At 44.1% G+C, this 21,637-nt stretch carries 22 protein-coding genes and 1 pseudogene; 7 read left to right on the top strand and 16 right to left on the bottom strand.

The features are described 5' to 3' along the window. Nucleotides 1-53 precede the first annotated feature (53 nt). The 6 genes from drmA to V202x_RS11750 all read left to right on the top strand — a co-directional run bounded on the left by drmA (nucleotide 54) and on the right by V202x_RS11750 (nucleotide 10,758). Entirely contained in the window at nucleotides 54-3,455 is a 3,402-nt protein-coding gene (gene drmA / locus V202x_RS11775) for a DISARM system helicase DrmA (RefSeq protein ID WP_145174688.1), read from the top strand. Beyond that, a complete protein-coding gene (gene drmB, locus V202x_RS11770; RefSeq protein ID WP_145174685.1) occupies nucleotides 3,452-5,287 on the top strand; it encodes a DUF1998 domain-containing protein in 1,836 nt (611 codons plus the stop codon). Before drmA ends, drmB begins: the two co-directional genes overlap by 4 nt. Beyond that, entirely contained in the window at nucleotides 5,284-6,075 is a 792-nt protein-coding gene (gene drmC / locus V202x_RS11765) for a DISARM system phospholipase D-like protein DrmC (RefSeq protein ID WP_145174682.1), read from the top strand. Before drmB ends, drmC begins: the two co-directional genes overlap by 4 nt. Before the next feature lie 85 nt (nucleotides 6,076-6,160). Next, nucleotides 6,161-6,577 carry a hypothetical protein gene (locus tag V202x_RS11760; RefSeq protein ID WP_145174679.1) on the top strand — a complete coding sequence of 139 codons (417 nt, stop codon included), beginning with the start codon at nucleotides 6,161-6,163 and terminating at the stop codon, nucleotides 6,575-6,577. A gap of 228 nt (nucleotides 6,578-6,805) precedes the next feature. Beyond that, the gene (locus V202x_RS11755) at nucleotides 6,806-9,451 is read left to right on the top strand and encodes a DUF4357 domain-containing protein (RefSeq protein ID WP_145174676.1); all 2,646 of its coding nucleotides are present in this window, start codon (nucleotides 6,806-6,808) and stop codon (nucleotides 9,449-9,451) included. After that, complete coding sequence (locus V202x_RS11750; protein WP_145174673.1) at nucleotides 9,448-10,758, top strand: McrC family protein; 1,311 nt, start codon at nucleotides 9,448-9,450, stop codon at nucleotides 10,756-10,758. Before V202x_RS11755 ends, V202x_RS11750 begins: the two co-directional genes overlap by 4 nt. Nucleotides 10,759-10,885: 127 nt before the next feature. Here V202x_RS11750 and V202x_RS11745 read toward each other — a convergent pair whose 3' ends face one another. Then, nucleotides 10,886-11,725 carry a hypothetical protein gene (locus V202x_RS11745; protein ID WP_145174670.1) on the bottom strand — a complete coding sequence of 280 codons (840 nt, stop codon included), beginning with the start codon at nucleotides 11,723-11,725 and terminating at the stop codon, nucleotides 10,886-10,888. A gap of 184 nt (nucleotides 11,726-11,909) precedes the next feature. Here V202x_RS11745 and V202x_RS11740 point away from each other — a divergent pair, with 184 nt between their 5' ends. Continuing rightward, nucleotides 11,910-12,701, top strand: coding sequence for a DUF2971 domain-containing protein (locus V202x_RS11740; RefSeq protein WP_145174667.1), 792 nt, complete (start codon nucleotides 11,910-11,912; stop codon nucleotides 12,699-12,701). Between the two features lie 189 nt (nucleotides 12,702-12,890). Here V202x_RS11740 and V202x_RS11735 read toward each other — a convergent pair whose 3' ends face one another. The 15 genes and pseudogenes from V202x_RS11735 to V202x_RS11675 form a co-directional block, all read right to left on the bottom strand. Further along, on the bottom strand, nucleotides 12,891-13,382 hold the full coding sequence (locus V202x_RS11735; protein ID WP_197993352.1) for a hypothetical protein: 492 nt from the start codon (nucleotides 13,380-13,382) through the stop codon (nucleotides 12,891-12,893). Nucleotides 13,383-13,416: 34 nt separating this feature from the next. Then, on the bottom strand, nucleotides 13,417-14,073 hold the full coding sequence (locus V202x_RS11730; protein ID WP_145174664.1) for a hypothetical protein: 657 nt from the start codon (nucleotides 14,071-14,073) through the stop codon (nucleotides 13,417-13,419). 3 nt (nucleotides 14,074-14,076) lie between these two features. Beyond that, entirely contained in the window at nucleotides 14,077-14,988 is a 912-nt protein-coding gene (locus tag V202x_RS11725; RefSeq protein WP_145174661.1) for a polymorphic toxin-type HINT domain-containing protein, read from the bottom strand. Nucleotides 14,989-15,151: 163 nt separating this feature from the next. Continuing rightward, nucleotides 15,152-15,835: a hypothetical protein gene (locus V202x_RS11720; RefSeq protein WP_145174658.1), complete on the bottom strand. Its 684-nt coding sequence runs from the start codon at nucleotides 15,833-15,835 to the stop codon at nucleotides 15,152-15,154. Nucleotides 15,836-15,867: 32 nt separating this feature from the next. After that, the gene (locus V202x_RS27795) at nucleotides 15,868-16,242 is read right to left on the bottom strand and encodes a hypothetical protein (RefSeq protein WP_232098955.1); all 375 of its coding nucleotides are present in this window, start codon (nucleotides 16,240-16,242) and stop codon (nucleotides 15,868-15,870) included. Then, nucleotides 16,243-16,518 (bottom strand): annotated as a pseudogene (locus V202x_RS28130) (polymorphic toxin-type HINT domain-containing protein); the annotation flags it as partial. A gap of 55 nt (nucleotides 16,519-16,573) precedes the next feature. Next, entirely contained in the window at nucleotides 16,574-16,732 is a 159-nt protein-coding gene (locus V202x_RS27455) for a hypothetical protein (RefSeq protein WP_197993351.1), read from the bottom strand. Between the two features lie 257 nt (nucleotides 16,733-16,989). Then, complete coding sequence (locus V202x_RS11710; protein WP_145174652.1) at nucleotides 16,990-17,676, bottom strand: hypothetical protein; 687 nt, start codon at nucleotides 17,674-17,676, stop codon at nucleotides 16,990-16,992. Between the two features lie 133 nt (nucleotides 17,677-17,809). Further along, complete coding sequence (locus V202x_RS11705) at nucleotides 17,810-18,028, bottom strand: hypothetical protein (RefSeq protein WP_197993350.1); 219 nt, start codon at nucleotides 18,026-18,028, stop codon at nucleotides 17,810-17,812. A 31-nt stretch (nucleotides 18,029-18,059) separates the two neighbouring features. Continuing rightward, entirely contained in the window at nucleotides 18,060-18,455 is a 396-nt protein-coding gene (locus V202x_RS11700) for a hypothetical protein (RefSeq protein ID WP_145174650.1), read from the bottom strand. A 16-nt stretch (nucleotides 18,456-18,471) separates the two neighbouring features. Then, nucleotides 18,472-18,723 (bottom strand): hypothetical protein, encoded by a 252-nt coding sequence (locus tag V202x_RS11695; RefSeq protein ID WP_145174648.1) that lies wholly within the window; start codon nucleotides 18,721-18,723, stop codon nucleotides 18,472-18,474. 139 nt (nucleotides 18,724-18,862) lie between these two features. Next, entirely contained in the window at nucleotides 18,863-19,381 is a 519-nt protein-coding gene (locus V202x_RS11690; protein WP_145174646.1) for a polymorphic toxin-type HINT domain-containing protein, read from the bottom strand. Between the two features lie 299 nt (nucleotides 19,382-19,680). Then, nucleotides 19,681-20,151, bottom strand: a complete 471-nt coding sequence (locus V202x_RS11685; protein ID WP_145174644.1) for a DUF2947 family protein — start codon at nucleotides 20,149-20,151, stop codon at nucleotides 19,681-19,683. 63 nt (nucleotides 20,152-20,214) lie between these two features. After that, nucleotides 20,215-21,141: a polymorphic toxin-type HINT domain-containing protein gene (locus tag V202x_RS11680; RefSeq protein WP_145174642.1), complete on the bottom strand. Its 927-nt coding sequence runs from the start codon at nucleotides 21,139-21,141 to the stop codon at nucleotides 20,215-20,217. 142 nt (nucleotides 21,142-21,283) lie between these two features. Further along, a complete protein-coding gene (locus V202x_RS11675) occupies nucleotides 21,284-21,631 on the bottom strand; it encodes a hypothetical protein (RefSeq protein WP_145174640.1) in 348 nt (115 codons plus the stop codon). Between the last annotated feature and the right edge of the window lie 6 nt (nucleotides 21,632-21,637).

Below are 21,637 nucleotides of genomic sequence, written 5' to 3'. Positions count from 1 at the left end.
CGACTTTGTGCTACATCGCTAAATAGATTAATCACTCCCAGGGATATGCATGCATGAGTATTTCTTCCATCGAAGTTCGAACGGAGCTTGTTGACGCATTACAGCTCGATCTGATCGGCCCGACTGGTGATTTGGGGGATCCGAGAGAAATTTTGCCGCAGGCCCCTTCTCGCTGGTATCTGACCGGCTTTCTGGTGCCTACGGAAGCTGATGAAGAACAGCGGTGCGATCCGACCAGCAATGATGATCTCGACCAGGCGGCAGAACCGGTCGGGCTAGATGATGATGATACACCAGAGAAGCCTGCAGCGCGACTCTCCTTTCTTCCCAGTAGTATGGGATTGAGCGTACTGATCCCCCCGCAGGTAGAGAATCTCGAAGTCCTGGTGCGGTATGGTGAGTATCTGAGTCAGGAGATTTATGAAGAGGAAGCCGGAACTGGTTCTTCGATGTGGAAGCGACTTCCCCGACAGGAAATCATGCCGCTCTCTATCGGAGGGAAGGAAAAAGGCAATGGTATCGTACCTGTGCCTGAGAGTCGCGGCGTCGAAGTGGTCTGGTCAGTCAGAAGTATTCCAGAAACGGGGGCCGAAGGCGGGCTCCCTGTCGGAACGCGAAGTCTTTCTGTGTTTGTGGTGAATCGCCTCAAGCCAGAGAGTGACGAGAAACGCGATCAGGCTTTCATCTTCCAGGTGGAACTGGAGCTGCGCAGCGAAGTCTCTTTTGTCGCCCGGCCGAATCTGCACAGCCTGGAAAGCGATGACTGGGACGAGCGCGTGGCTGATCTCCAATATCGCGATGCATTTGAGTTTTCTGTGGGACACAGCGTTTCAACAGAATCCCTGGTCGAACAGGATGAGTGCAGGAAGGTGAAAACCACCTGGCTGCCTACAGCGGAAGTCGAACGCGTCGCGCCGGCCAAAAAAGAGGGGGTGACCCTTGATATGGGGTTGCTCTCTGTCTTACGCGATGCCGCTGATGCCCAGGCCCAACTGGGACAGTTTGTGATTTCCTATAAGGAATGGATCAAGAATCAGGGAACATCCCTCGACAGGTTGTCGACACACCGCAGGGAAACGGCACAGGAACTGTTACATCGCGCAAATCTCGCTGCGGATCGAATTCAATCGGGAATTGACCTGCTGGCAGATCCACAATGCCTGGAAGCGTTTCGTATCGCAAATAAAGCCATGGCAGCCCAGGGACGTCGTCGACTGGCTTTACAGTGGAATAAAGCTCCCGAAGAGATCACTCCTGAGTGGCGTCCTTTTCAATTGGCATTTATTTTGATGAACTTGCGCGGGATTGCCGATCCTGTCAGCGACGATCGTGAACTGGTCGATTTGCTGTTCTTCCCGACCGGTGGTGGAAAGACTGAAGCATACCTGGGGCTCGCAGCGTTCACGCTCGTGTTGAGACGCCTCCGGAACCCGGGCCTTTCCTCCGCAGGGTTAAGCGTGCTGATGCGTTATACGCTGCGTCTGCTGACACTCGATCAGCTGGGACGTGCAGCAGCGTTGATCTGCGCATTGGAATTGGAACGTCAACAGGATGTAGAAAAACTGGGCGAGTGGCCCTTTGAGATCGGTTTATGGGTCGGGAAAGCGGCGACTCCCAACCGGATGGGCTCTAAACGAGATACCGATCCTCATTCAGCACGCCGGAAAACCATTGCCTTTCAGAACAACGACAAAAAGCCGTCCCCAATTCCTCTGGAAGAGTGCCCCTGGTGTGGCACGAAGTTCAAAGCGACTTCATTTCAACTGTTGCCCTATGCTGACGAGCCAACGGACTTGCGCGTTACCTGTTTCAATCGCCTCTGCGACTTTTCACAGGGAAACAGCCTGCCGATCCTTTCGGTGGATGAGCCGATTTACCGACGGCTGCCCTGCTTCATGATTGCCACTGTTGACAAATTTGCTGCCATGCCCTGGACCGGTGAAGTGGGAGGCTTCTTTGGACGTGTCGACCGGGCGGATTCAGCTGGTTTTTATGGTCCCTGTAACCCCACGGAGGGCGTTCCCTTGCCGGTTGATCGTCTTCCTCCGCCGGACCTGGTAATCCAGGACGAGTTGCATCTGATCTCAGGGCCCCTGGGAACCTTGGTGGGACTTTATGAGACTGCCTTGGATGAATTATCGGCAATTGAAATCAACGGCAAAACGGTTCATCCTAAGATCATCGCTTCGACTGCCACGGTCCGCCGCGCCCAGAGCCAGATCCGCGCTCTGTTTAATCGACGTGATGTCGATGTGTTTCCTCCGCCGGGTCCGGATATTCGCGATTCATTTTTTGCGGAAACCCATTCGACAGAGAAAAGCAATGCACGTAAATACGTAGGAATTGCTGCTCAGGGGCGGAGTCCTAAGGTAATTCTGTTGCGAGTCTATATGGCATTGCTGGGGGCGGCTCAGAAAGCATATTCTGAAGCCGGTGGAAAGAAGAATGATGAGAATCCCGCAGATCCCTACATGACACTATTAGGCTACTTCAACAGTTTGCGTGAGCTGGGAGGGGCGCGGCGACTGATCGAAGATGATGTCAGAACGCAGCTGACGGGACGTGGTTCTCGAAAACGGATCGGGGAAACGGAAGGTTTGTTTCTTGATAGAACCATCGCGTATGAGCCAGTCGAGCTGACCAGTCGCGTTTCGACAGATAAGGTTTCAGAGGCGAAACGCAGGCTGTCCCAGCTGTTTAAAGAAAAGGATCATGTGGATGTGGCCATCGCAACAAACATGATTTCTGTCGGGTTGGATATTACGCGACTTGGACTGATGGTCTGTTTCGGACAGCCGAAAACCAGTGCGGAATATATTCAGGCGACCAGTCGTGTGGGACGTGATGTTGATCGACCGGGTCTGGTGGTGACCATTCTCAACATTCACCGACCTCGAGACCGTTCACATTACGAACGATTCACTGCATTCCATGAAACGTTTTATCGAAGTGTCGAAGCGACCAGTGTAACCCCCTTCTCCCCCAGGGCGCTGGACAGAGGACTGGCGGGGACTTTGCTTGCGTTGGCACGTCTGGGAAATTCGGTAATGACTCCACCGCGCGGTGCTCTGGAAATTCTCAATGAACGGACCCGATTAGACTTCGCTGTTGATCTGCTGGCTGAACGTGCTCTGGAGACTCACAATAACAGATCTTCAGACGGTGCGAAGCAGTTACAGTTAAAAGTGCACGATCAATGTAAAGATTTACTTGATGAGTGGAGTAGAATTGCCAAAGAGCTTCACGATGTGGGAGGAGCCCTTCAGTACCAGACTGAAATCGGAGGGGCGCAGAGACTGCTCTACGAGTTTTTGAATACTGAACTGAAGACGTTACCAGCGCGACATAAAAAATTTCGGGCCAATCGTTCCATGCGTGACGTTGAACCCAGTGTGAACCTCTGGTTAAAGACCATTGATGGCGTCGATATTGATGAAGAGGAGCAAGATTCATGAGTCGACGTCAGCAGAAGAAAGCACATGGGCAAATACGTCAAAGCCAGTTGATCACGTCATTTGGTCCCGGAGCGATGATGGATTTGCCTGATCACTCGGTTCTGATCAGTGGTCTGGAGGCCTGGTCGACGGGAGGCGAAGAGATCATTGAACCCCGGTTGACAGACAAATTGAAAGAATTATTTGATCCCCCCCTGCAAACTTTGCGACTTCACAGCCCTCCACCAGATTCGGAAGACCCGACAGCGCCCCAGACCGGGATCACAGCCTGGCAGTTTCCTGAATGGTTCATTACACAAGATGTTGACCGAGAGGCCAGCCAGGGGGCAGTCAGAGCCAGGATGCTTGTTCCTCGTCGAATGCTGACGAAGGGGAAATTCATTGATGAGAACAGAAAAAAACGCAGTGTTGTTCCGATCCGTTTCGTAAGAGCATGTCGAAGTGGGCACATTGGAGATATTGACTGGTACACCTTCGCTCACTTTCACGAAACTGATTGCCGTCGTCCCTTGTGGATTGAGGAGGTCGGAACGAGTGGGGACATTACAGAAGTTTATGTTCGCTGTGAATGTGGTAGTCGCAGGCCACTCACTGAAGCAGTAGGGTTTTCGACGGGGGCGCTCGGACATTGTGACGGAGCTCGACCCTGGTTGGGACCTTATGCGCGGGAACAATGTAATGAGCTGAACCGTTTGCTGATTCGCCAGGCGAGTAATGCTTATTTTTCCCAGCTCATGAGTGTAATTTCATTGCCCGATCGTAATGAGAATCTACATGAAGCTGTTAAGTCGGCCTGGGACTTTATTGGTGAAGTCGAAGATACAGATATGCTCAAATATGAGCGAAAAAAGTCGAAGGTCTATGCTCTGCTGGAGGGCTTCCGGGATGAGGAAGTCTTTGCAGAGGTCAAGGTGATCAGGGGAGAGACTCCTCAGATTCCCAAATCAGTCAAGCAGGCCGAGATGGAAACGCTAATTGCCAGCAAGGACGAATTGGGGGATGACAAACCGGACGGTAATTTCTTTGCCAGAACTTTACCACGCGAAGTCTGGGATCAACCATGGATGAACAGAGTGGAACGAGTCGTGCTGGTTCATCGACTGCGCGAGGTCATGGCTCAGGTTGGATTTACCCGTTTTGAGGCTGTATCACCCGATATTGATGGCGAGCTGGAAATAGGGGTCCGCAGGGCAGCCCTGGCGAGAGAGATTACCTGGTTGCCGGCTGTGGAAAACCGTGGTGAGGGCATATTTATCCAATTCAGATCAGATGCGGTTGAAAAATGGGTTGTTCGGGAAGATGTGATTGCGAGAGGGGATCGTTTGCTGGCTGGTTATGATGCCTGGAAAGCAGAGCATCATGGCGCGACAAAGAAATTTGTTGAGACGGGGGGCTTACTCCCCTATGTATTATTTCATTCGTTTTCGCATATGCTGGTAACTGCGGTTTCGTTGGAGTGTGGTTACCCTGCCAGTTCCATTAGAGAGCGTATCTACTCGATACCTGATGTTGGTTATGGAATCCTGCTTTATACTGGCACATCTGACGCGGAGGGAACCCTGGGGGGACTGGTTCAGGTAGGGAGAAAAATACATGAGCATATTCGAAACGCACTCGAAATGGGGGAACTCTGCTCTAATGACCCTGTCTGTGCTCAGCATCAGCCTGCTAATATGCATGAACGGCGCTTTCTCCACGGCGCTGCCTGCCATGGATGTCTTTTGATTTCGGAAACATCGTGTGAACAACACAATGAGTTTCTGGATCGCGCTTTAGTAGTGCCTACGGTGGACAATCTGGGGATCGAATTTTTCAAGATGGCTGCTGAATGAATAATGCCTTTATCAAACTCGGTAACACTGACCTTGAGACGCTTGCTGCTTATTTGCGTTCAGGTCGAGTGGCGGCTCCTTATACGAGCCTGCAGTTGACGCGTATTCTTCCGACTGGTTTAAGCAGTGAGGTCCTGGATGGGTTGGTTTACTATGATAGTCTTGGGTTTTCCGCGGCTCAAATAGCGACTGTTTTGGAACTGGTCGAACAGGATCGAAAAAATGGTCGTACGGACGAACTGCCGATCGACCTGGTTACTTCCGGACCAGAGGCGCCGGGAATTACCAATCGGGATACCTCTGTTGTTGTTCGCGAACTATTTGCACACGCGAGGCAGTCCGTTCTGGTCGTGGGATATGCAGTGTATCAGGGACAACGGGTATTTGAGGCACTGGCTAAAAGGATGGAAGAAAATCCGGATCTGGATGTCAATTTTTTCCTCAACATCTCCAGACCAGATCGTGACGAAACGTCCTCTGAGATAATCATATCTCAGTTCAAACAGCGGTTTAAGCAAACACAATGGCCTGGTAACTGTCGTCTACCGAACGTGTATTATGACCCGCGTTCAGTAGCGGATGATGCACCAGTCCGCTCCTCTCTGCATGCAAAATGTATTGTTGTCGATCTGGAACATGTCTTCGTTTCCTCTGCCAACTTCACAGAGGCCGGCCAGCAACGAAACATCGAAGTGGGATTGAATATCAAAAGCGAATGGTTAGCAGAACGGCTGGTTAAGCACTTTCTCCATTTGCAGGCCGAGGGGCTTTTGGTCAAAGCATTTTAAGAAGGCGCGATCTAAGCAGATTATTTACCTGCTTTTAGTGTTTGTTTTTATGTCCTAGTACTCTTTAAGGGAGATGGAGCAGATCGTGGTAAGCATAAAGTGTTATGGCGAAGATGAATTGACACTGGCTGCGGTTACTAAGTATTTACCCGGTCTATTGGATGAACTTGGTGATCAAACTGATCCTGACAAATGTCTGGTTTTCTATCGTCCGAGTTTTGGACGAAGTGGAGGGATTTCAGGATCATCGTTTGGTGAATTTGACGCAATTCTCGCAACTCACGAGTGTATTTATCTTATTGAGTCGAAGTGGATTCGCTCAGGAAATCCCGAAAAGAGAATCCCCCTAAAGCCTAATCAGGTACTTCGACATGAAATCTTTGAATGGATTAAAAACAAGTGGAAAGAAGTACAAACTTGGAGAGATTTTAAGAAAAAACATTCGACTGGGTTTGAAAATGCCTTTCATTCAAAACCTCTGGCATCAAATGGTGCTGTGTAGGCAAGCAATCTAGAAGCAGTTCTTAACCAACTCTGCGGCCATTCTTATCAGTGTGAATCTCCTGGTACGATTGAGCATATACTTCTTGTTTTCTGCAAAAAAGGAGAGCAGCAACCGGGTACTCAGAGTCGGGGATCCATCAATTTTAGATTAGTCCCTTTTCAACTTTCTGAAGTCGATATGGATAAGATATTTGAGTTAAATATCTAATGTAGTAAAGGTGGTTTTGTGGTAAAAGATAAGAGCGTACAACTGGAAATTAATGCCAAAGACCTTCATGCGGTTGGTTACCGGACAGAGGATGCGTTTCTCGTGAAAGAGGGGAGCCTGGTCCGAAAGGATATTAATTATGCTACTTCTGATCGAGCTAATCAGATTCGGGACGAATTGCTCGCAGAAGGTGTCTTAGAGCCTGAAGGGGATCAACTTCGTTTTACCAAAGATTATCCGTTTTCTTCTCCTAGTCGCGCGGCAATGGTTGTTTTAGGCCGAAATGCGAATGGTTGGGATGAATGGAGAACGCCGGAAGGGATTTTGATGAGTAAGGCGATGAGTGTGTCCCGAGACAGTGATACCCCTCTGTTGACTGAGGATCAAAAGCAAAAGATTCTGGAAAAATATCAGCAATTGTTATCTCAAAATCAATTAGCAACTGAGCAGCAATATAGTCAGGAGTATGCTCGTTTCCGCGAGCGTTTTGGTCCTCAAGTCCTGGCTGGCCTAGATGGGGAAGCACTACTCAATCTATTGCAAGATCCGGGAAATCGTGACGGATTGATTTACTGGCTCGAATTCAAGAATGATGAAGAATTTGAAACCCGACGCTATGGAGGGATTGCAGGTGGCAGTGCGCTCAAGTATCGGGTTTTTAAACGCAAAGAAACCGGTCACTGGCAGGCGGCAGATAAGTCGAACTATCCCCATGATATTTCCATTGAGGAAGCAATTGAGATCGCTCGTTCACATCGAGATCAGCTTTTACAAGGTGTCGAAATTCTGGAAGCCTTTCCGGAAAATGCCTCGGATGAAGATTATGCGTTACTTCAAGACCAGATGGACGAATTAGCTCCTGATGTGAGCCGTCTGGGATGGGGGCACAAGTATTTCAGTCTGTTATTTCCTGACAAACTGGATGACTTTCAATCTCCGGACTGGCAGCGGTTTTATATACTGAAGTTATTGCAGCTCCCGCCTGAAGGAAATGGAAGATATATCAATGCTTGTCGCTTTGTCCCCGCCTCACGTGAAGTGGGAATACCGATCGTCAATTATAGTCGGATTTTAAATGCTCTGTATGGAGATTTGCATCGATACTGGAGAGTGGGGACGACTGGAGGAAAAACACAGATAGACTATTGGCCGATGATGAAGGATACGGGATGTATTGCGATTGGTTGGCCGAAATTAGGGAATCTTTCCTGGGTTGACGTTAAAACTGAATCGCGGAGTAAACTCAAAAAACTCATCCATGAGAAATATCCCAATAATTCAAGTGCTGAAGGAAGAGCGACTACTGAAGTTACCAACTTTGTGGCGAGATTGAATGAAGGTGATTTCGTCTGGGCGGCAAATGGTTCTACGATCCTGGGGGTAGGTCGTGTGACTGGGGAATATCGCTTTAATCCAAAGGATGAGTTCCCTCATCAGCGGCCTGTTGAATGGTTGAATCTCGATGAATGGAAGATGCCGGTGAATGAGGGACTCCAGTCTACCTTTCGCGAGATTAAGAAGCATTCAATTAATATTTTGGAAACGGAGCGAAGGATTCAATCGAGTAAATCGGTCGTTAAACAGATCGGAAAAGGATCTGGAAAGAAAGTAGTTCTGACAGGAGTTCCTGGGCGGATTCAGTCCATTCTGGAACGCAAGGGGCAGGTGATTCTGTATGGGCCGCCGGGCACAGGCAAGACTTACTGGGCAGAACAGACAGCGCGGGACCTTGCGGCAATTTCCGCTTTGGGAAAGAGATATGAGGTTCTGGATGAATCTGAAAAAAGAGTCATATTGGGTGATGATCGTACAACAGGAATGATGCGTTTCTGTTGTTTTCATCCTGCTTATGGATATGAGGACTTCCTGGAAGGCTATCGTCCCGAATCAGTTGATGGGCAGGTATCTTTTACACTTCGGGATGGTGTGTTTAAGCAGTTATGCAAAGATGCTGCTCAAAATCCTGAGAAGAATTTTTACTTAATTATTGATGAAATTAATCGAGGGGATATCCCACGTATCTTTGGCGAGTTGTTAACAATTCTGGAAAAGGATAAGCGCACAAAACGGATTATCCTTCTGGTCAGTCAGGAGAGTTTCACCGTTCCCGAAAATGTGTTTCTGATTGGGACAATGAATACTGCAGATCGCTCCATCTCTCTCCTGGATGCTGCCCTGCGCCGCAGATTTGGATTTTATGAAATGATGCCTGATGGAAGTGTATTAAAAGATACATCCATCTCTGGAATTCCACTGCGTGCCTGGTTCGATTCGTTCAATACTCGAATCCGTGAATATGTGGGGCGAGATGCCCGCAATCTGCAGATCGGGCATTCCTATCTGATGCAATCAGGGAGTCCAATTAAGAGTGTGGCTGCTTTGAAACGAATTATTCGGGACGATTTGATCCCTCTGCTGGAAGAATATTGTTATGAGGATTATTCTACCCTTGCCATAATCCTGGGAAATCAGATTGTGGATGAAGCCGGCCAGCGTATTCGTCAGGAGCTGTTTGAAGAAGGACAGGAAACTGCCCTGGTGCAGGCTCTGCTGTCTCCCTGCCCAGAGATTTCTGCTTCTTCAGAGGCAATGTCGTCGGAGGCATCTCAACTGAGTGATGAAACGGACGAGGAAGAGGATGAAACAGAGGAACTGAAGCCATGAGCCAGGATCTTGTGACAATTACATTATCAGAATGGGAAACGCTGACACCCGAAAACTACCCTGCTCTGGCTGGAATTTCTTTTGATCTTTCAATCGAAAGCCGACGTGTGGTTAATGACCTGAATTCAAGTCAGAAGCTCAAGCTAACGGAATTACGAGATGGAATTGAGATTTCGTCCTTTTCCCATGTGGGACGAATTCGTGTCGGTCAGCTTCAGATCACTATTTTACCCAAATTGAAAACTTCATCTTTACTGCGTCTACTGCGGTATGCATTTGGATTCCGCCGCCTAAATCTGATTTCCGAGTCGGCTCATCTTTACGACCGGTGTGGATTTGAAGATCTGCTGATCAGCCAGCTGAATGCGGAAGCTCAGGAACTGATTTCGCGCGGTCTACGGAAGAGTTATGTCCGTGTGGACGATCGCCTGGCTTCTCCCCGGGGCAGGATCGATATCAACCGGCTCGCGCTGGATGGTGGGACAATTACAGCCACTTTAGCATGCCAGCATTATCCTCGTGTTGAAGATACATTCATTAATCAGCTGTTGATGGCTGGGCTTCGTTTTGCCGGTCGCCTGGCCAGTCTGGTTGATTTGCGGCGTGAGTGCCGAAAACTGGCTTCTCTGATGGAAGGGCAGGTTTCAGCGGTCAAACTTGATTCGAATATATTTGACCGGTATGAACGTGAAAGAAATCGTCTGACGGCAGCTTATCATCCTGCCGTATCGATTATACGCCTGCTTTTTGAAGGGCAAGGCATCGCACTTGAAGGACGACAGAATACACAACTTCTTCACGGTTTCATGTTTGACATGAATACGTTTTTTCAGACATTACTTTCCCGGTTTCTGTCAGACAACCTAAGTGATTACACAGTACGTGATGAACATGGTTTGAAGGGCATGATGCGGTATCATCCAGGTTTCAACCCACAAGGCAAGCCTGCGCCGACACCGCGTCCAGATTATGCCATTATGAGTCAGAATCAGGTTGTGACGCTGCTTGATGCTAAGTATCGCGACCTCTGGGAGAAACCCCTTCCCAGTAAAATGTTATATCAGCTTGTTATTTATGCCATCAGTCAGACAGAAAGTCCGCGGAGTGCGATTCTTTATCCCACGACAGACGCTTTAGCGAAAGAATCACGGATTAATGTGAGTGATCCCGTTTTTGGTAAACACATGGGACAAGTCTGTCTGAGGCCGGTGAATTTGAATCGGATTGAAGAACTTGTTTCAGCTGAAACTGCTGCCGCAAGGAGAGAGAGGGCGGCAATGGCATCCAGGCTTGTATTTGTTGAGTGAGGAAATAGAGAGTGTTTAACTACTTTTAATCAAGGTTATTGTGTTACTGATTGAGATCTTACAGTATAAAGCCATTCGCTTGAAAAATAATGTTTAAGGACGAGAAAAGTTTTACATAGAAACTTTCTCAAATATTTTGTTTAATCTCATCGCCAACTTTTAGCCAATCATTTGAAATTGGATTTAAGGCCAGGGGATTATGGAGTAAAAGGAAATCTTCACCTAATGAATCATCTCTTTTTCTATTCCAGACACTAGTATTTGAGTAAATAATAGCACTGATTCCCTCATATTTTTTATCTTCAAATACTGTTGTAGTAACAGTTGATTTACTTTTTTTAATAATTTCAGGACGATGCTCTATCTCCCAATTTGTCAATTTTTTTTCTTTAAGGCTGTATACGGCAATGTTAGCACCCAGAGGGTACACTGATTTTTCAATGATTGAAGGTCTGCTTGTTATCTGAGCATGCGAGATCTTATTCCCATTTACTGCAATGATATAAGGAGCAGAGTGTGAAATTGTACCTTCTTCAAGGTACTTTAAGTATTTGCCGAATTTAGTTTCAATTGCATTTCTTAATCTAAAAATCACTTGTTCTTCTGGAACTTCTTCAGCTATTCCGTTTCTCGCTGGAGGGGGAACAGCATCAGGGCCCTCTCCATTAGTGGGGGCAATCGCTTCAACCCAAATTGAACTTTCATTATTCTTAACGCAAAGATCAGGACCAGAATCTTCTGAACTAAGATCCATTCCAGTATTTTTTAATGCACAAGCTAAGTACATTTCCCAGTAACGTCTATGGAATTGCTTGCCTATTTCATTAATGAAATGAGAATCTGCGAGAGTGTGGAATTGTGACCAAAGCAAATTAATATAATCGCGAATCTCTTCGTAATCAGGGGAATCACGTATTGAAAGAAATTCTTCATCATGAGGCTTTTTAGCACCAAAAATATCATTCATGTCTATAACGTTTTCTATCAATGATCCGATGATTTTTTTAAGAGAGTCGGCACAGTTAATATTTTATACGATGTATTTAGAAAGATGAACTACAACGTTCTCTTAAAAGTGTGATTTGCAAATGAGCTAGAATGGTATTTTTAATAATAAGTGTTCTCATACCAATACAATAGAAATATAAGCCATGAAAAAACGTCCGGATAGTATTTTTAAGTACGAATCATTTACCCCCCTTTCCTTAAAAAACTTACAGTCTCATTCTATATACTTTGGAGCCCCTAAAGATTTTAATGACCCCTATGATTGTGCAATCCCAACGTCACTTGCTGAGCCAACAGACGAAGATATTGAGAATCTTAAATCAAAGCTAGCTGATGACCCAACTGTACCTCCACTTCATCAAGAACAATTAAAGAGTTTCCCAATAGAGAAGATTAGACTGCAGTTATTAAAAGGGATTGAGTCTAGCTTAAACAAAGAACGCGATATGATCTTATCGTCTCGAGGTATCTCATGTTTTTCAGCGAAAAATGATAACCTACTAATGTGGTCTCATTATGCAGATAAATATCGAGGGTATTGTATGGAGTTCAGTACTAAATATGAGCCTTTTAGTTTTGCTCATCATGTTAAGTATACTAATGAAATTCCTCAGATTAGCATGAAAGAAATGTCGCAAGTAATCTGTAATGAAAAAAATGAAAATAATAACGAGGTTTTGAGACGTCTTTTTTGTATTAAATCATTGTCGTGGGAATATGAAGAAGAGTGGAGAGTCATTAGAAAAGATGCAAACATTACTTGTGAATATGATCCAAAAGCATTGCAAGCAGTCTATTTGGGCCCAGATATGGAAGATCAAATTGTTGAAATCATGTGTTTAATCCTTAAAAATCAAAATCAAAATGTAAGAATATTTAAAGGGGAATTAAGCAGTACACAGTTTCGAGTTGAGTTTAAAAATGAACTTAATTAGCTACCAGTGATTCAATAATAAGAATTCCTATTTACCTATTGTTCAAGGATGTTTGATTACATAATTAAGCTCGAAAAGCTTGTTTCCAACTGATCACAAAAATGATCACAACTCCCGTCGCCGCGCGGTCTTCAAGTGGCTTTTGCGAGCTATTCAACAAATAACCTCAAATGCAATCAAATAAAGGTGTCAGGAACCTTTGTTTGACTTTCGGGGTCTTCCTCTTGGTTTTACGGTACTTTCGAGACCGAGTTTTTTGATGATTTGTGCTGTCCACTCTGTGTTACCGAAGGGACTTCCGCGTTGGATAGTGCGTTGTAGTGCTTCCTGTTCCCGATCGGCTAGCGGCTGATTGACATGCGACAACCAACCCTGCTTTCGTCGCAGTGACCAGGGAGATAACAATTGCCTTTGATCTGAAGCTCCTTGTTTCCAGTGATAGAGACTTCCCCATTGCCAGTCTTCTGCCTTTTGAACCAAATTTGCTGTTAAGGCATTGCGTTCGACATAACGGCACACCGTATAGAAGTGCTCATTATTCTGAATCGGGAACGATTTGAAACGGCCTTGATAAACATGACCAGAGCCGGTGCTCTGCCGATGGGCGTGCCAGCGTTGGGTGTGTGTTAGAGTGAGCCAACCTGTAAAGCGAGAAAGCTGCCCGTCTTCACTTGAAGTCAATTAAAAGGGTTCCTGACACCTTTATCTTGTCGAATTATTTATCTTCAGCTATGGATGAAATACAATGTGCAACTTCATCATTTATAAAAGAATCATCTCCGATGATGGCGATTTGCTCATTTGATCCATTATCTGCAGGGAAGTATCTCAGAATTGCCATATTACGATTATTGAGTAGAGTGTTTGCTGCCAAATCATAATTATATCCAAATGATGATTTCGTATTTGTCGAAATCCATTTTTCAATCTCGGGGGTAACATACTTGAGCTTCATATCAGTAAGCAAGATCATACTGATACCCCAATTGAGTATTAAGTCCGTTGAGTCACCAGAAGAAATATTTTCAAGATTAACTACTGCGGCAAGCCGACTCATTCCCTTATCATTAAATATTTCAAAATAATTTGTGTCAAGATGTTGTAAATCTCGTATATTCCAGAAAATTCCTTTTTTACTACGGTACTTAGATGCTTTTTCTAATTCACTTACAGTGATTAGGTAATGTGATTTTTGAGAACATTTAAGTATACTTTGTAGATATGACAATGCCGTTAGCTTGGGATTGGGATCACTATCGTATTTTTCTTCTGATCTTAATTGCCATTTTTTAATTACAAGTGAATTGGCAAGCTCAGCATCAAAGATAAAACGATGTTTGTGTCTGGGAGTCCCTTTTTTTAAGACTTCCATTTTTCAATCTCCTGGAAACGCTCCAAAAAAGTGATGCTGTTTCAATTTTTCGAAAGCTGGACCAGCATTAAAATGCCACCTTTGATCACCGCGACCTCCTTGATTAAATGTAGCGGGTTTGTCTAGTCGAATATGGATTTTATTTCCACTGCTGTTGATAAACTCATAAAGTTTAACATTGCGAGAATCAAGACCAAATCGAGTCCCGTCTGGTGTATTAGGCTTAATTGTTCTTAAAGGTTGCGCACTTTTGGGAATTCCATTGGCATCTTTTGCTTTATTAAAGGCCTCTCTCATAGAACTTGAATTGGTGTCAAGCTTACAAGTATTATGCGCTAAAACCGGTGGCCCGCGATACCCATTGGCGGCGACGAAGTAGTTATGGGGGCCTTTGACTTCAACGTTGTAGACGGTGATGCCTTCGGGATGAGGTTCGTAGCGGGTGGATTTGACGGTGATGAAGTGGCCGTTGGCGCCCTGGAGCTTTGTGCCGGGTTTCAGATGTTTGGCTTCGACATATTCGTTGGTTGCCGAGGACCAGAAGGGGTGCTCGTTCGTGGTCTTGATGGTTTGTGTGGTGCCATTCTCGCCTTCGAATTCCAGAATCCGCAAGTGATCGACTTGTCGTTTGAAGGTTTGGGTGACGGTCTTCTGTTCGCGCTGTCCCGTTTCATGGTTGAAGGCCATGATGGCATCGCCGACTTGATAATCGGCAACCGATTTGAGTTTGAACTGTGGTTGCTTTATTGATGGTGATTTCTCGCTTTGAGAAATCGCTGCGACTGTGGACTGCTCGATTGATTGGCCGATGCCCAACTTGAACAGACAAAAGCCACCTGCTGCAAAGCAGAGCAAAATCGTAAACAATCGCATCACAAACGACAGCGATTGGGTCTGATTAGTATTCCGTTTCACCTGATTCTCTCCCCTCTCAGAGTTACGGCTTAGAAAGTAGTTTTTAGGTGTATTTACTGTTAGGATTTGGTGACTTTAGGTCTTCTGAAAAGGTAACCCGAGACTTGGTTATCCTGGAGAATCAGTAGAGAAAAAATTCTGACACCGTTTTACTTCCTTTGTGTTATCTGCTTTCTTTTGAAATCTGATTCAATATTCTTCTTGCTTCATCGCGGATTTCTTTACTTTCTGAGTTACTGGATAATTTTTTCAGGAATTCTACCCATTCTTTGGACTCGTTTCCGAGTTTTTCTAAAGCGATGATAAAAGAATATTGAGCGTCAAAGCTTTTTTCAAAAAAACCTTTGGAATTAGACTCAACACTATGTGAGTTCTCTTGCGAAATAGCTTTTTTAAGAAAATCAAAGAGACATTTAAAAGCTGATTTTTTATCTGCGATAGGATGTCCATTTGTAATATAATCTGCAAATGGTAATGCAACTTTATAATCCTGATCACCAGAAATCCAGATTAAACATGAGTGCTCAATACTATCAACCCATTTTTCGATATGGGCAATATCTGCATTATCAATTATGGCATTTCTTTGTAAAGGACCATTTGCAGAAAGTGCAAGTCTTCTTATTGTATGGCATGTATTCCAAAGGCAATAAATAATTTCTAATTGATCATTTTGTGGGAATGTAGATTCTACAGAGTAATAAATGATTGCTTCAAAAAATTCTTGTGCATCACGGTCTGAAAATCCTTGATATGGTCGAAATGAATCTAGTAGACCCAAGCTAACACTACTGCCTTGTCCTGAGTGCTTTCTTATTATTTCTTTTGCTTGATTTATACTATTCATTTGAAATTATTGAATTCTCTTTATGGAAGTATTTATTTTAAGATGATATCGATAATAGCACTAGGGTCTATACCTTTTGTAATTAAGATTTCGAATGCTTCTTCAGTATTTTTTATATCATGAGGTCTATTCAATTTTTGAATTACATTTTCATGATGGACAATCCCACTTCCTGATTTAAGAAGTTTTTTTACATCAATTTCAGCTATCCCAGAAGGTCCTAAAAACTTTCTCGCACCTTCCAGACTTTCTGCCGCAGAAATATACTTAGTTGGATACCCTTGTACGTGCTCTTCGATACTACCACCAATCCCTTTAGGGAGAATACGTCTACCTTGATTAAAGTTCTCTAGATCATCTGGTGACAAGGCTCTAAATACTGAATCCCCACATGTATTATGCGCCAAAACAGGCGGCCCACGATAGCCATTGGCGGCGACGAAGTAGTTATGTGGGCCTTTGACTTCGACGTTGTAGACGGTGATGCCTTCGTGATGAGGTTCGTAGCGGGTGGATTTGACGGTGATAAAGTGTCCGTTGGCACCCTGGAGTTTGGTGCCGGGCTTTAAGTGTTTGGCTTCAACATATTCGTTGGCTGCTGAGGGCCAGAAGGGGTGCTCGTTCGTGGTCTTGATGGTTTGCGTCGAGCCATCCTCGCCTTTGACTTCCAGAATCTGTAGATGATCGACTTGTCGTTTGAAGGTTTAGGTGACGGTCTTCTGTTCCCGCTGTCCCGTTTCATGATTGAAGGCCATGATCTTGTTGCCCACCTTGAAATCGGCTACCGATTTGAGATTGAACTGTGGTTGCTCCAGAGGCGGTGATTTCTCGCTTTGAGAAACCGCGGCGACCGCGGGCTACTCGATTGATTGGTCGATGCCCGACTTGAACAGACAAAAGCCACCTGCTGCAAAGCAGAGCAATATCGAAAACAGTCGCATCACGAACGACAGCGGTTGAGACTGATTGGTATTCTGTTTCACTTTTATTCTCTCCGCTCTCAGTAGTACGATTTAGAAAATAGCTTTTAGATGTAGTTACTATTAGGAGTTACTGGCTTTAGATTCTCTGAATAAGGTGACCTAAGACTTGGTTATCTTGAGGAATTAGTCGAAAAAAGTTGCTGACACTTTTTTTCTTCTTTAGATAGCCTATTATTCTGAATCTGTTCCTTCCAGTAATATTAATTTCAAGAGTTTTTGTTCTATTTCATCTGGATGAATGTCTCGGTTAGCAATAATTTCATCACACTGAGAAGAAAGATAATAGTCGAGTTGGAATAATCCGAGAAATATTCCTATCTCCCAACCCAAAAATGATGGAGTGATTTTATTAGGATGACTTTTTAAGTTAAAACAAGTAAAATCATTACGTCGTTTTCTTTCTTCCAGCGATAATTCTTTAAGAGGATGATGAATCATTCCTTTTTTCACATGACAAATGCCTCTGGCAGTAGCAAGTGGAGGCGTTCCATGCCGAAATAACAAATCATCTTTAGTCCAAGAAATTTGGTATTTGTAGTAATCAACAGGATGACTCCAAATAAAATTAATTATTTTTCGTTCTACACAATGGTTTGACAATTTCTTTTTCAATTGAGACTTATATTTTTTGTGTGAATTTGAAATGTTAAATCCTAGAAAAGACCAGACATATTTTGACAATTCTAAATTTAGATCTGTTTTTTCTAGTAAAAGCCAATCTTTTAAATCGTTAACAATGATTTCTGGTGAGAAGGAATCGCAAGTATTTGATACTATTTCCAAAGTATGCTTTATGGCATCTAATAATTCAGTAAAATCTAATATATAAAAACTAAATTCCGCATGGTCGGTTAGCATGGTTCAATGGTGCTCGTATGTGAGATACTAGGAACCGAAAATTGAGTTCCTCCTCCCTATAGGCTGGAACACATCGGTAATGGCATATTTCAATCGTGATATTGATCAAACCAGATAGAAACGATCGAAGTAGTTAACTAATCGGTTGTGGCATCAGCACGTTGGGCTCTGGTTTTTCTTCGGGGGTTTCTTCGGCCAGGACGGTTTCGCAGAAGAATTTCAGTAATTGTTTGAAATCTTCGTTGTCGACGCTTTCTGCCAGTTCTTCGGCACGTGCTCGTGATTTGTCGACGAGCGCTTCCGCTTTTGTGAAAACGTCGCAGTCCTGGTATATTTTGCGTAAGCGTGACACTTTTATTTCCCTGATATGTGGTTAATATTTATTAATCAAAAGTTGATACTTTACCAATATCAAATTGTTGAACAAACTTGACGAGCCTCTCCCATAATTCTGGAGATATGGTCGATTCTGCCATAAAAGTGATATCAATTGGCCTTAGCACACCATTAACTATACCAGATTCATCTGAAATCTGGAATGAGTATGCAGGTCCATATTGCTTCGCATTTCTCTCAAGTGTTCGAAGAATTTTTGATTTATCTTTTTCATCAAAATCCATTTTTTCTAACAGAACCCTAGCATTATTTGCGCGATCTAATAATGCATCACTTGATAAGAGCTTGGCAGAAGAAAATTCATTTTCAATTAATTCAAAGATGGCCAAAACATCTAATTGGTGATTACTATTACGGTCAATATCAAGTGTTATCGTTGGCATTTGAAGATTCCTAAAATTAGTTACAAATTCCACCACCAACTAAATCAAAATCAATTAAGTCAATAAATAACTCATCAGGATCAGCCCATTTTCCTGGTCGACCACGTCGCAACGGAAGATCGTCAATGTTAGCTTCCAAAACCACTGGTATTCCCCCCCATCTCTGCGGCTCAAAATGTCGCCCATTTCTCTGCAACTGACCGGTCAGTCGTAACCGAAAAACCTTTTGGATCTGGACCCGCTGCTCCAGCTGCCTTTCGCCAATCATTTGCATCAAACCCTTTTTTAGAAATACTAGCAGCAGAAATGTCATCTGTTCCATGAAAAACTTTGCACGTATTATGCGCCAAAACCTGTGGCCCGTGATAGCCATTTTCGGCGACGAAGTAGTTATGTGGGCCTTTGACTTAAACGTTGTAGACAGTGATGCCTTGGGGATGGGGTTCGTAGCGGGTGGATTTGACGGTGATGAAGTGGCCGTTGGCGCCTTGCAGTTTGGTGCCCGGCTTTAAGTGTTTGGCTTCGACATAATCCCTGGCGGCTGTTGACCAGAAGGGATGTTCGTTTGTCGTTTTGATCGTTTGCGTCGAGCCATCTTCGCCTTCGACTTCCAGAATCCGTAGATGATCAATCTGCCGTTTGAAGGTCTGGGTGACGGTCTTTTGTTCGCGCTGGCCTGTCTCATGATTGAAGGCCATGATGGCATCGCCGACTTGATAATCGGCAACCGATTTGAGCTTGAACTGTGGTTGCTCTAGCGGGGGTGATTTTTTGCTTTGAGAAAGTGCGGCGACTGCGGGCTGTTCGATTGACTGGCCGATGCCCGACTTGAACAGACAAAAGCCACCTGCTGCAAAGCAGAGCAATATCGTAAACAGTCGCATCACGAAGGACAGCGTGTGGGACTGATTGGTATTCCGTTTCACCTGACTCTTTCCCCTCTCAGATGAGTGATTTAGAAAATGGTTATCTTGGGGAATCAGTCGAGAAAGGTTCCTGACAGCTTTTTCCTTCCCGATAGCCTGCTGTGCTGGCGAGAGGGTTGGGGGAAAAAAGTGGTCCTAGTTGCCTGCATTAGGAAGTTGCTTGTAGTCTTGAATTCAATGATAAAAAACGGCCAAACCTGGAAAGAGATTATTACAATGAATTAACAACGGAAGCCACAGTCGCTGACATTTTTTCTATCTAAACTATTTCTGGGAAAGTACCGAATATAGAGCCACAACTATGTAGCTATTAATTTTCGCTTAAAAATCCATATCTTATCTAGTATGTATACAAAACTCATGTCACTTATAGGATTTACAATTAAAACCCCTTCATCACTTGAATAAATAAAATCTGACCAATAACTGAGGAATAATTTCCAATTCACATAAACTGAAGATTCTTTAGACCAAAATATAATAATTTGGTCGTTCTCTTGATAATCTAATTTCTCAGAGAGAATTTTTTTCGTATTATCTTCCAAAGACTTCTGATTCCATCCTGCTTCTTCTATATACAACGTATCTTGATCATCAAAGATTTCGGCATCAAACATCATGAAGTGGTCTTTTTTATTATGAATATATTTGTCCCATAATTCATTACTATGTTGAGAATCATTTTTTTTTACGTAAGTTAATAATTTTTGACCTTCATGAATGGTTTCTCTCCACCTCCATTCTGGGCCGTCTTCTAATTCCGAGGACATGGGGGAATGAATTCCTTGATATGATGTTAAATAGTAGCTTTATGATAAACTATGAACTTCATTTTAGGGTATTCCATCAAAGAAAATGTGCCCATCAAAACCAAGACTCTTACCGTCTAGCCAGTCCCATATTTTAAGATGGGGTAAATTATTGCCAACTCTTCTTTCAGAACTATTTACACCATGAACTTCAAATCCAACTTTTCCCGATTTCCCACCATATGTAATCTTGGGGTTATCATAGATTCTTTTCCGAGCAGATGCTAATAGTTCTTCAGCTTGTTTCTGGTTCTTGACTCGAATGTTAAAGCTACCCGTTGCATTCTTCAAATTTTTTATAGTTTTATTTTTTGTTGCAAAATCATCTAAATTGGTTATAGGTAAATCCGAAGCGTTACAAGTATTATGTGCCAAAACAGGCGGTCCGCGATACCCATTGGCGGCGACGAAGTAGTTATGGGGGCCTTTGACTTCGACGTTGTAGACGGTGATGCCTTCTGGATGAGGTTCGTAGCGGGTGGATTTGACGGTGATGAAGTGGCCGTTAGCGCCTTGCAGTTTGGTGCCGGGCTTTAAGTGTTTGGCTTCGACATAATCCCTGGCGGCTGTTGACCAGAAGGGATGCTCGTTTGTCGTTTTGATCGTTTGCGTCGAGCCATCCTCGCCTTCGACTTCCAGAATTCGCAGATGATCAACCTGCCGTTTAAAGGTCTGGGTGACGGTCTTCTGTTCGCGTTGGCCTGTCTCATGATTGAAGGCCATGATCCTGTCGCCGACTTGATAATCGGAAACCGATTTGAGTTTGAACTGTGGTTGCTCTAGCGGCTGTGATTTCTCGCTATGAGGAAGCGCGGCGACTGCGGGTTGCTCGATTGACTGGCCGACGCCCGACTTGAACAGGCAGAAGCCGCCTGCTGTAAAGCAGAACACAATCGTAAACAGTCGCATCACGAACGACAGCGTTTGGGACTGACTGGTATTTCGTTTCACTTTATTCTCTCCGCTCTCAGTAGTACGGTTTAGAAAATGGCTTTTAGGTGTAGTTGCTGAGTTTAGCTTTTCTGAAAAAGTAACCCAGGACTTGGTTATTTTGAGGAAACAGCCAAAAAAGGTTCCTGACAACTTTTTATTTCTAAGGTATCTCTCTTCCACTATCGAGCAGATCTAACTTGTTCTTACTAATCTTGAACCCCGCAGATACCACAAAATGTCTTTTACCATTGGCAACAATAATTGTGATGTCATTTTTATTAATCTGCTTATTAAGCAGATTTTCAATCGATTTGATTTCCTTATCCGATGCAGTATCAATTTCAAGTCCTTTCATATGATCTGGTAGGGATAAATAATCTACTGCAGTAAATATTAGATCAACGTTAAAATCATCTTCATCGATCTTTGCACTTCTTATTAGTAATCTTGAGTGATGAACGCTAAATTCCCAAATACGAAATGATCTTTCTTCAAAACTATGAATCATCTAACT

The sequence above is a fragment of the Gimesia aquarii genome (assembly GCF_007748175.1).
GTDB classification, from domain to species: domain Bacteria; phylum Planctomycetota; class Planctomycetia; order Planctomycetales; family Planctomycetaceae; genus Gimesia; species Gimesia aquarii_A.
This window is presented reverse-complemented; position numbering and strand designations above follow the sequence as displayed.

What these genes read in the sequence shown, in the direction of transcription:
- V202x_RS11730 (WP_145174664.1), bottom strand. Translation starts at nt 14,073, where the DNA reads ATGGAAGTCTTAAAAAAAGGGACTCCCAGACACAAACATCGTTTTATC.
- V202x_RS11720 (WP_145174658.1), bottom strand. Translation starts at nt 15,835, where the DNA reads ATGAATAGTATAAATCAAGCAAAAGAAATAATAAGAAAGCACTCAGGA.
- drmC (WP_145174682.1), top strand. Translation starts at nt 5,284, where the DNA reads ATGAATAATGCCTTTATCAAACTCGGTAACACTGACCTTGAGACGCTT.
- V202x_RS11745 (WP_145174670.1), bottom strand. Translation starts at nt 11,725, where the DNA reads ATGAATGATATTTTTGGTGCTAAAAAGCCTCATGATGAAGAATTTCTT.
- drmA (WP_145174688.1), top strand. Translation starts at nt 54, where the DNA reads ATGAGTATTTCTTCCATCGAAGTTCGAACGGAGCTTGTTGACGCATTA.
- V202x_RS11710 (WP_145174652.1), bottom strand. Translation starts at nt 17,676, where the DNA reads ATGCTAACCGACCATGCGGAATTTAGTTTTTATATATTAGATTTTACT.
- V202x_RS11695 (WP_145174648.1), bottom strand. Translation starts at nt 18,723, where the DNA reads ATGATTGGCGAAAGGCAGCTGGAGCAGCGGGTCCAGATCCAAAAGGTT.
- V202x_RS11685 (WP_145174644.1), bottom strand. Translation starts at nt 20,151, where the DNA reads ATGTCCTCGGAATTAGAAGACGGCCCAGAATGGAGGTGGAGAGAAACC.
- V202x_RS11700 (WP_145174650.1), bottom strand. Translation starts at nt 18,455, where the DNA reads ATGCCAACGATAACACTTGATATTGACCGTAATAGTAATCACCAATTA.
- V202x_RS11750 (WP_145174673.1), top strand. Translation starts at nt 9,448, where the DNA reads ATGAGCCAGGATCTTGTGACAATTACATTATCAGAATGGGAAACGCTG.
- V202x_RS11740 (WP_145174667.1), top strand. Translation starts at nt 11,910, where the DNA reads ATGAAAAAACGTCCGGATAGTATTTTTAAGTACGAATCATTTACCCCC.
- drmB (WP_145174685.1), top strand. Translation starts at nt 3,452, where the DNA reads ATGAGTCGACGTCAGCAGAAGAAAGCACATGGGCAAATACGTCAAAGC.
- V202x_RS11675 (WP_145174640.1), bottom strand. Translation starts at nt 21,631, where the DNA reads ATGATTCATAGTTTTGAAGAAAGATCATTTCGTATTTGGGAATTTAGC.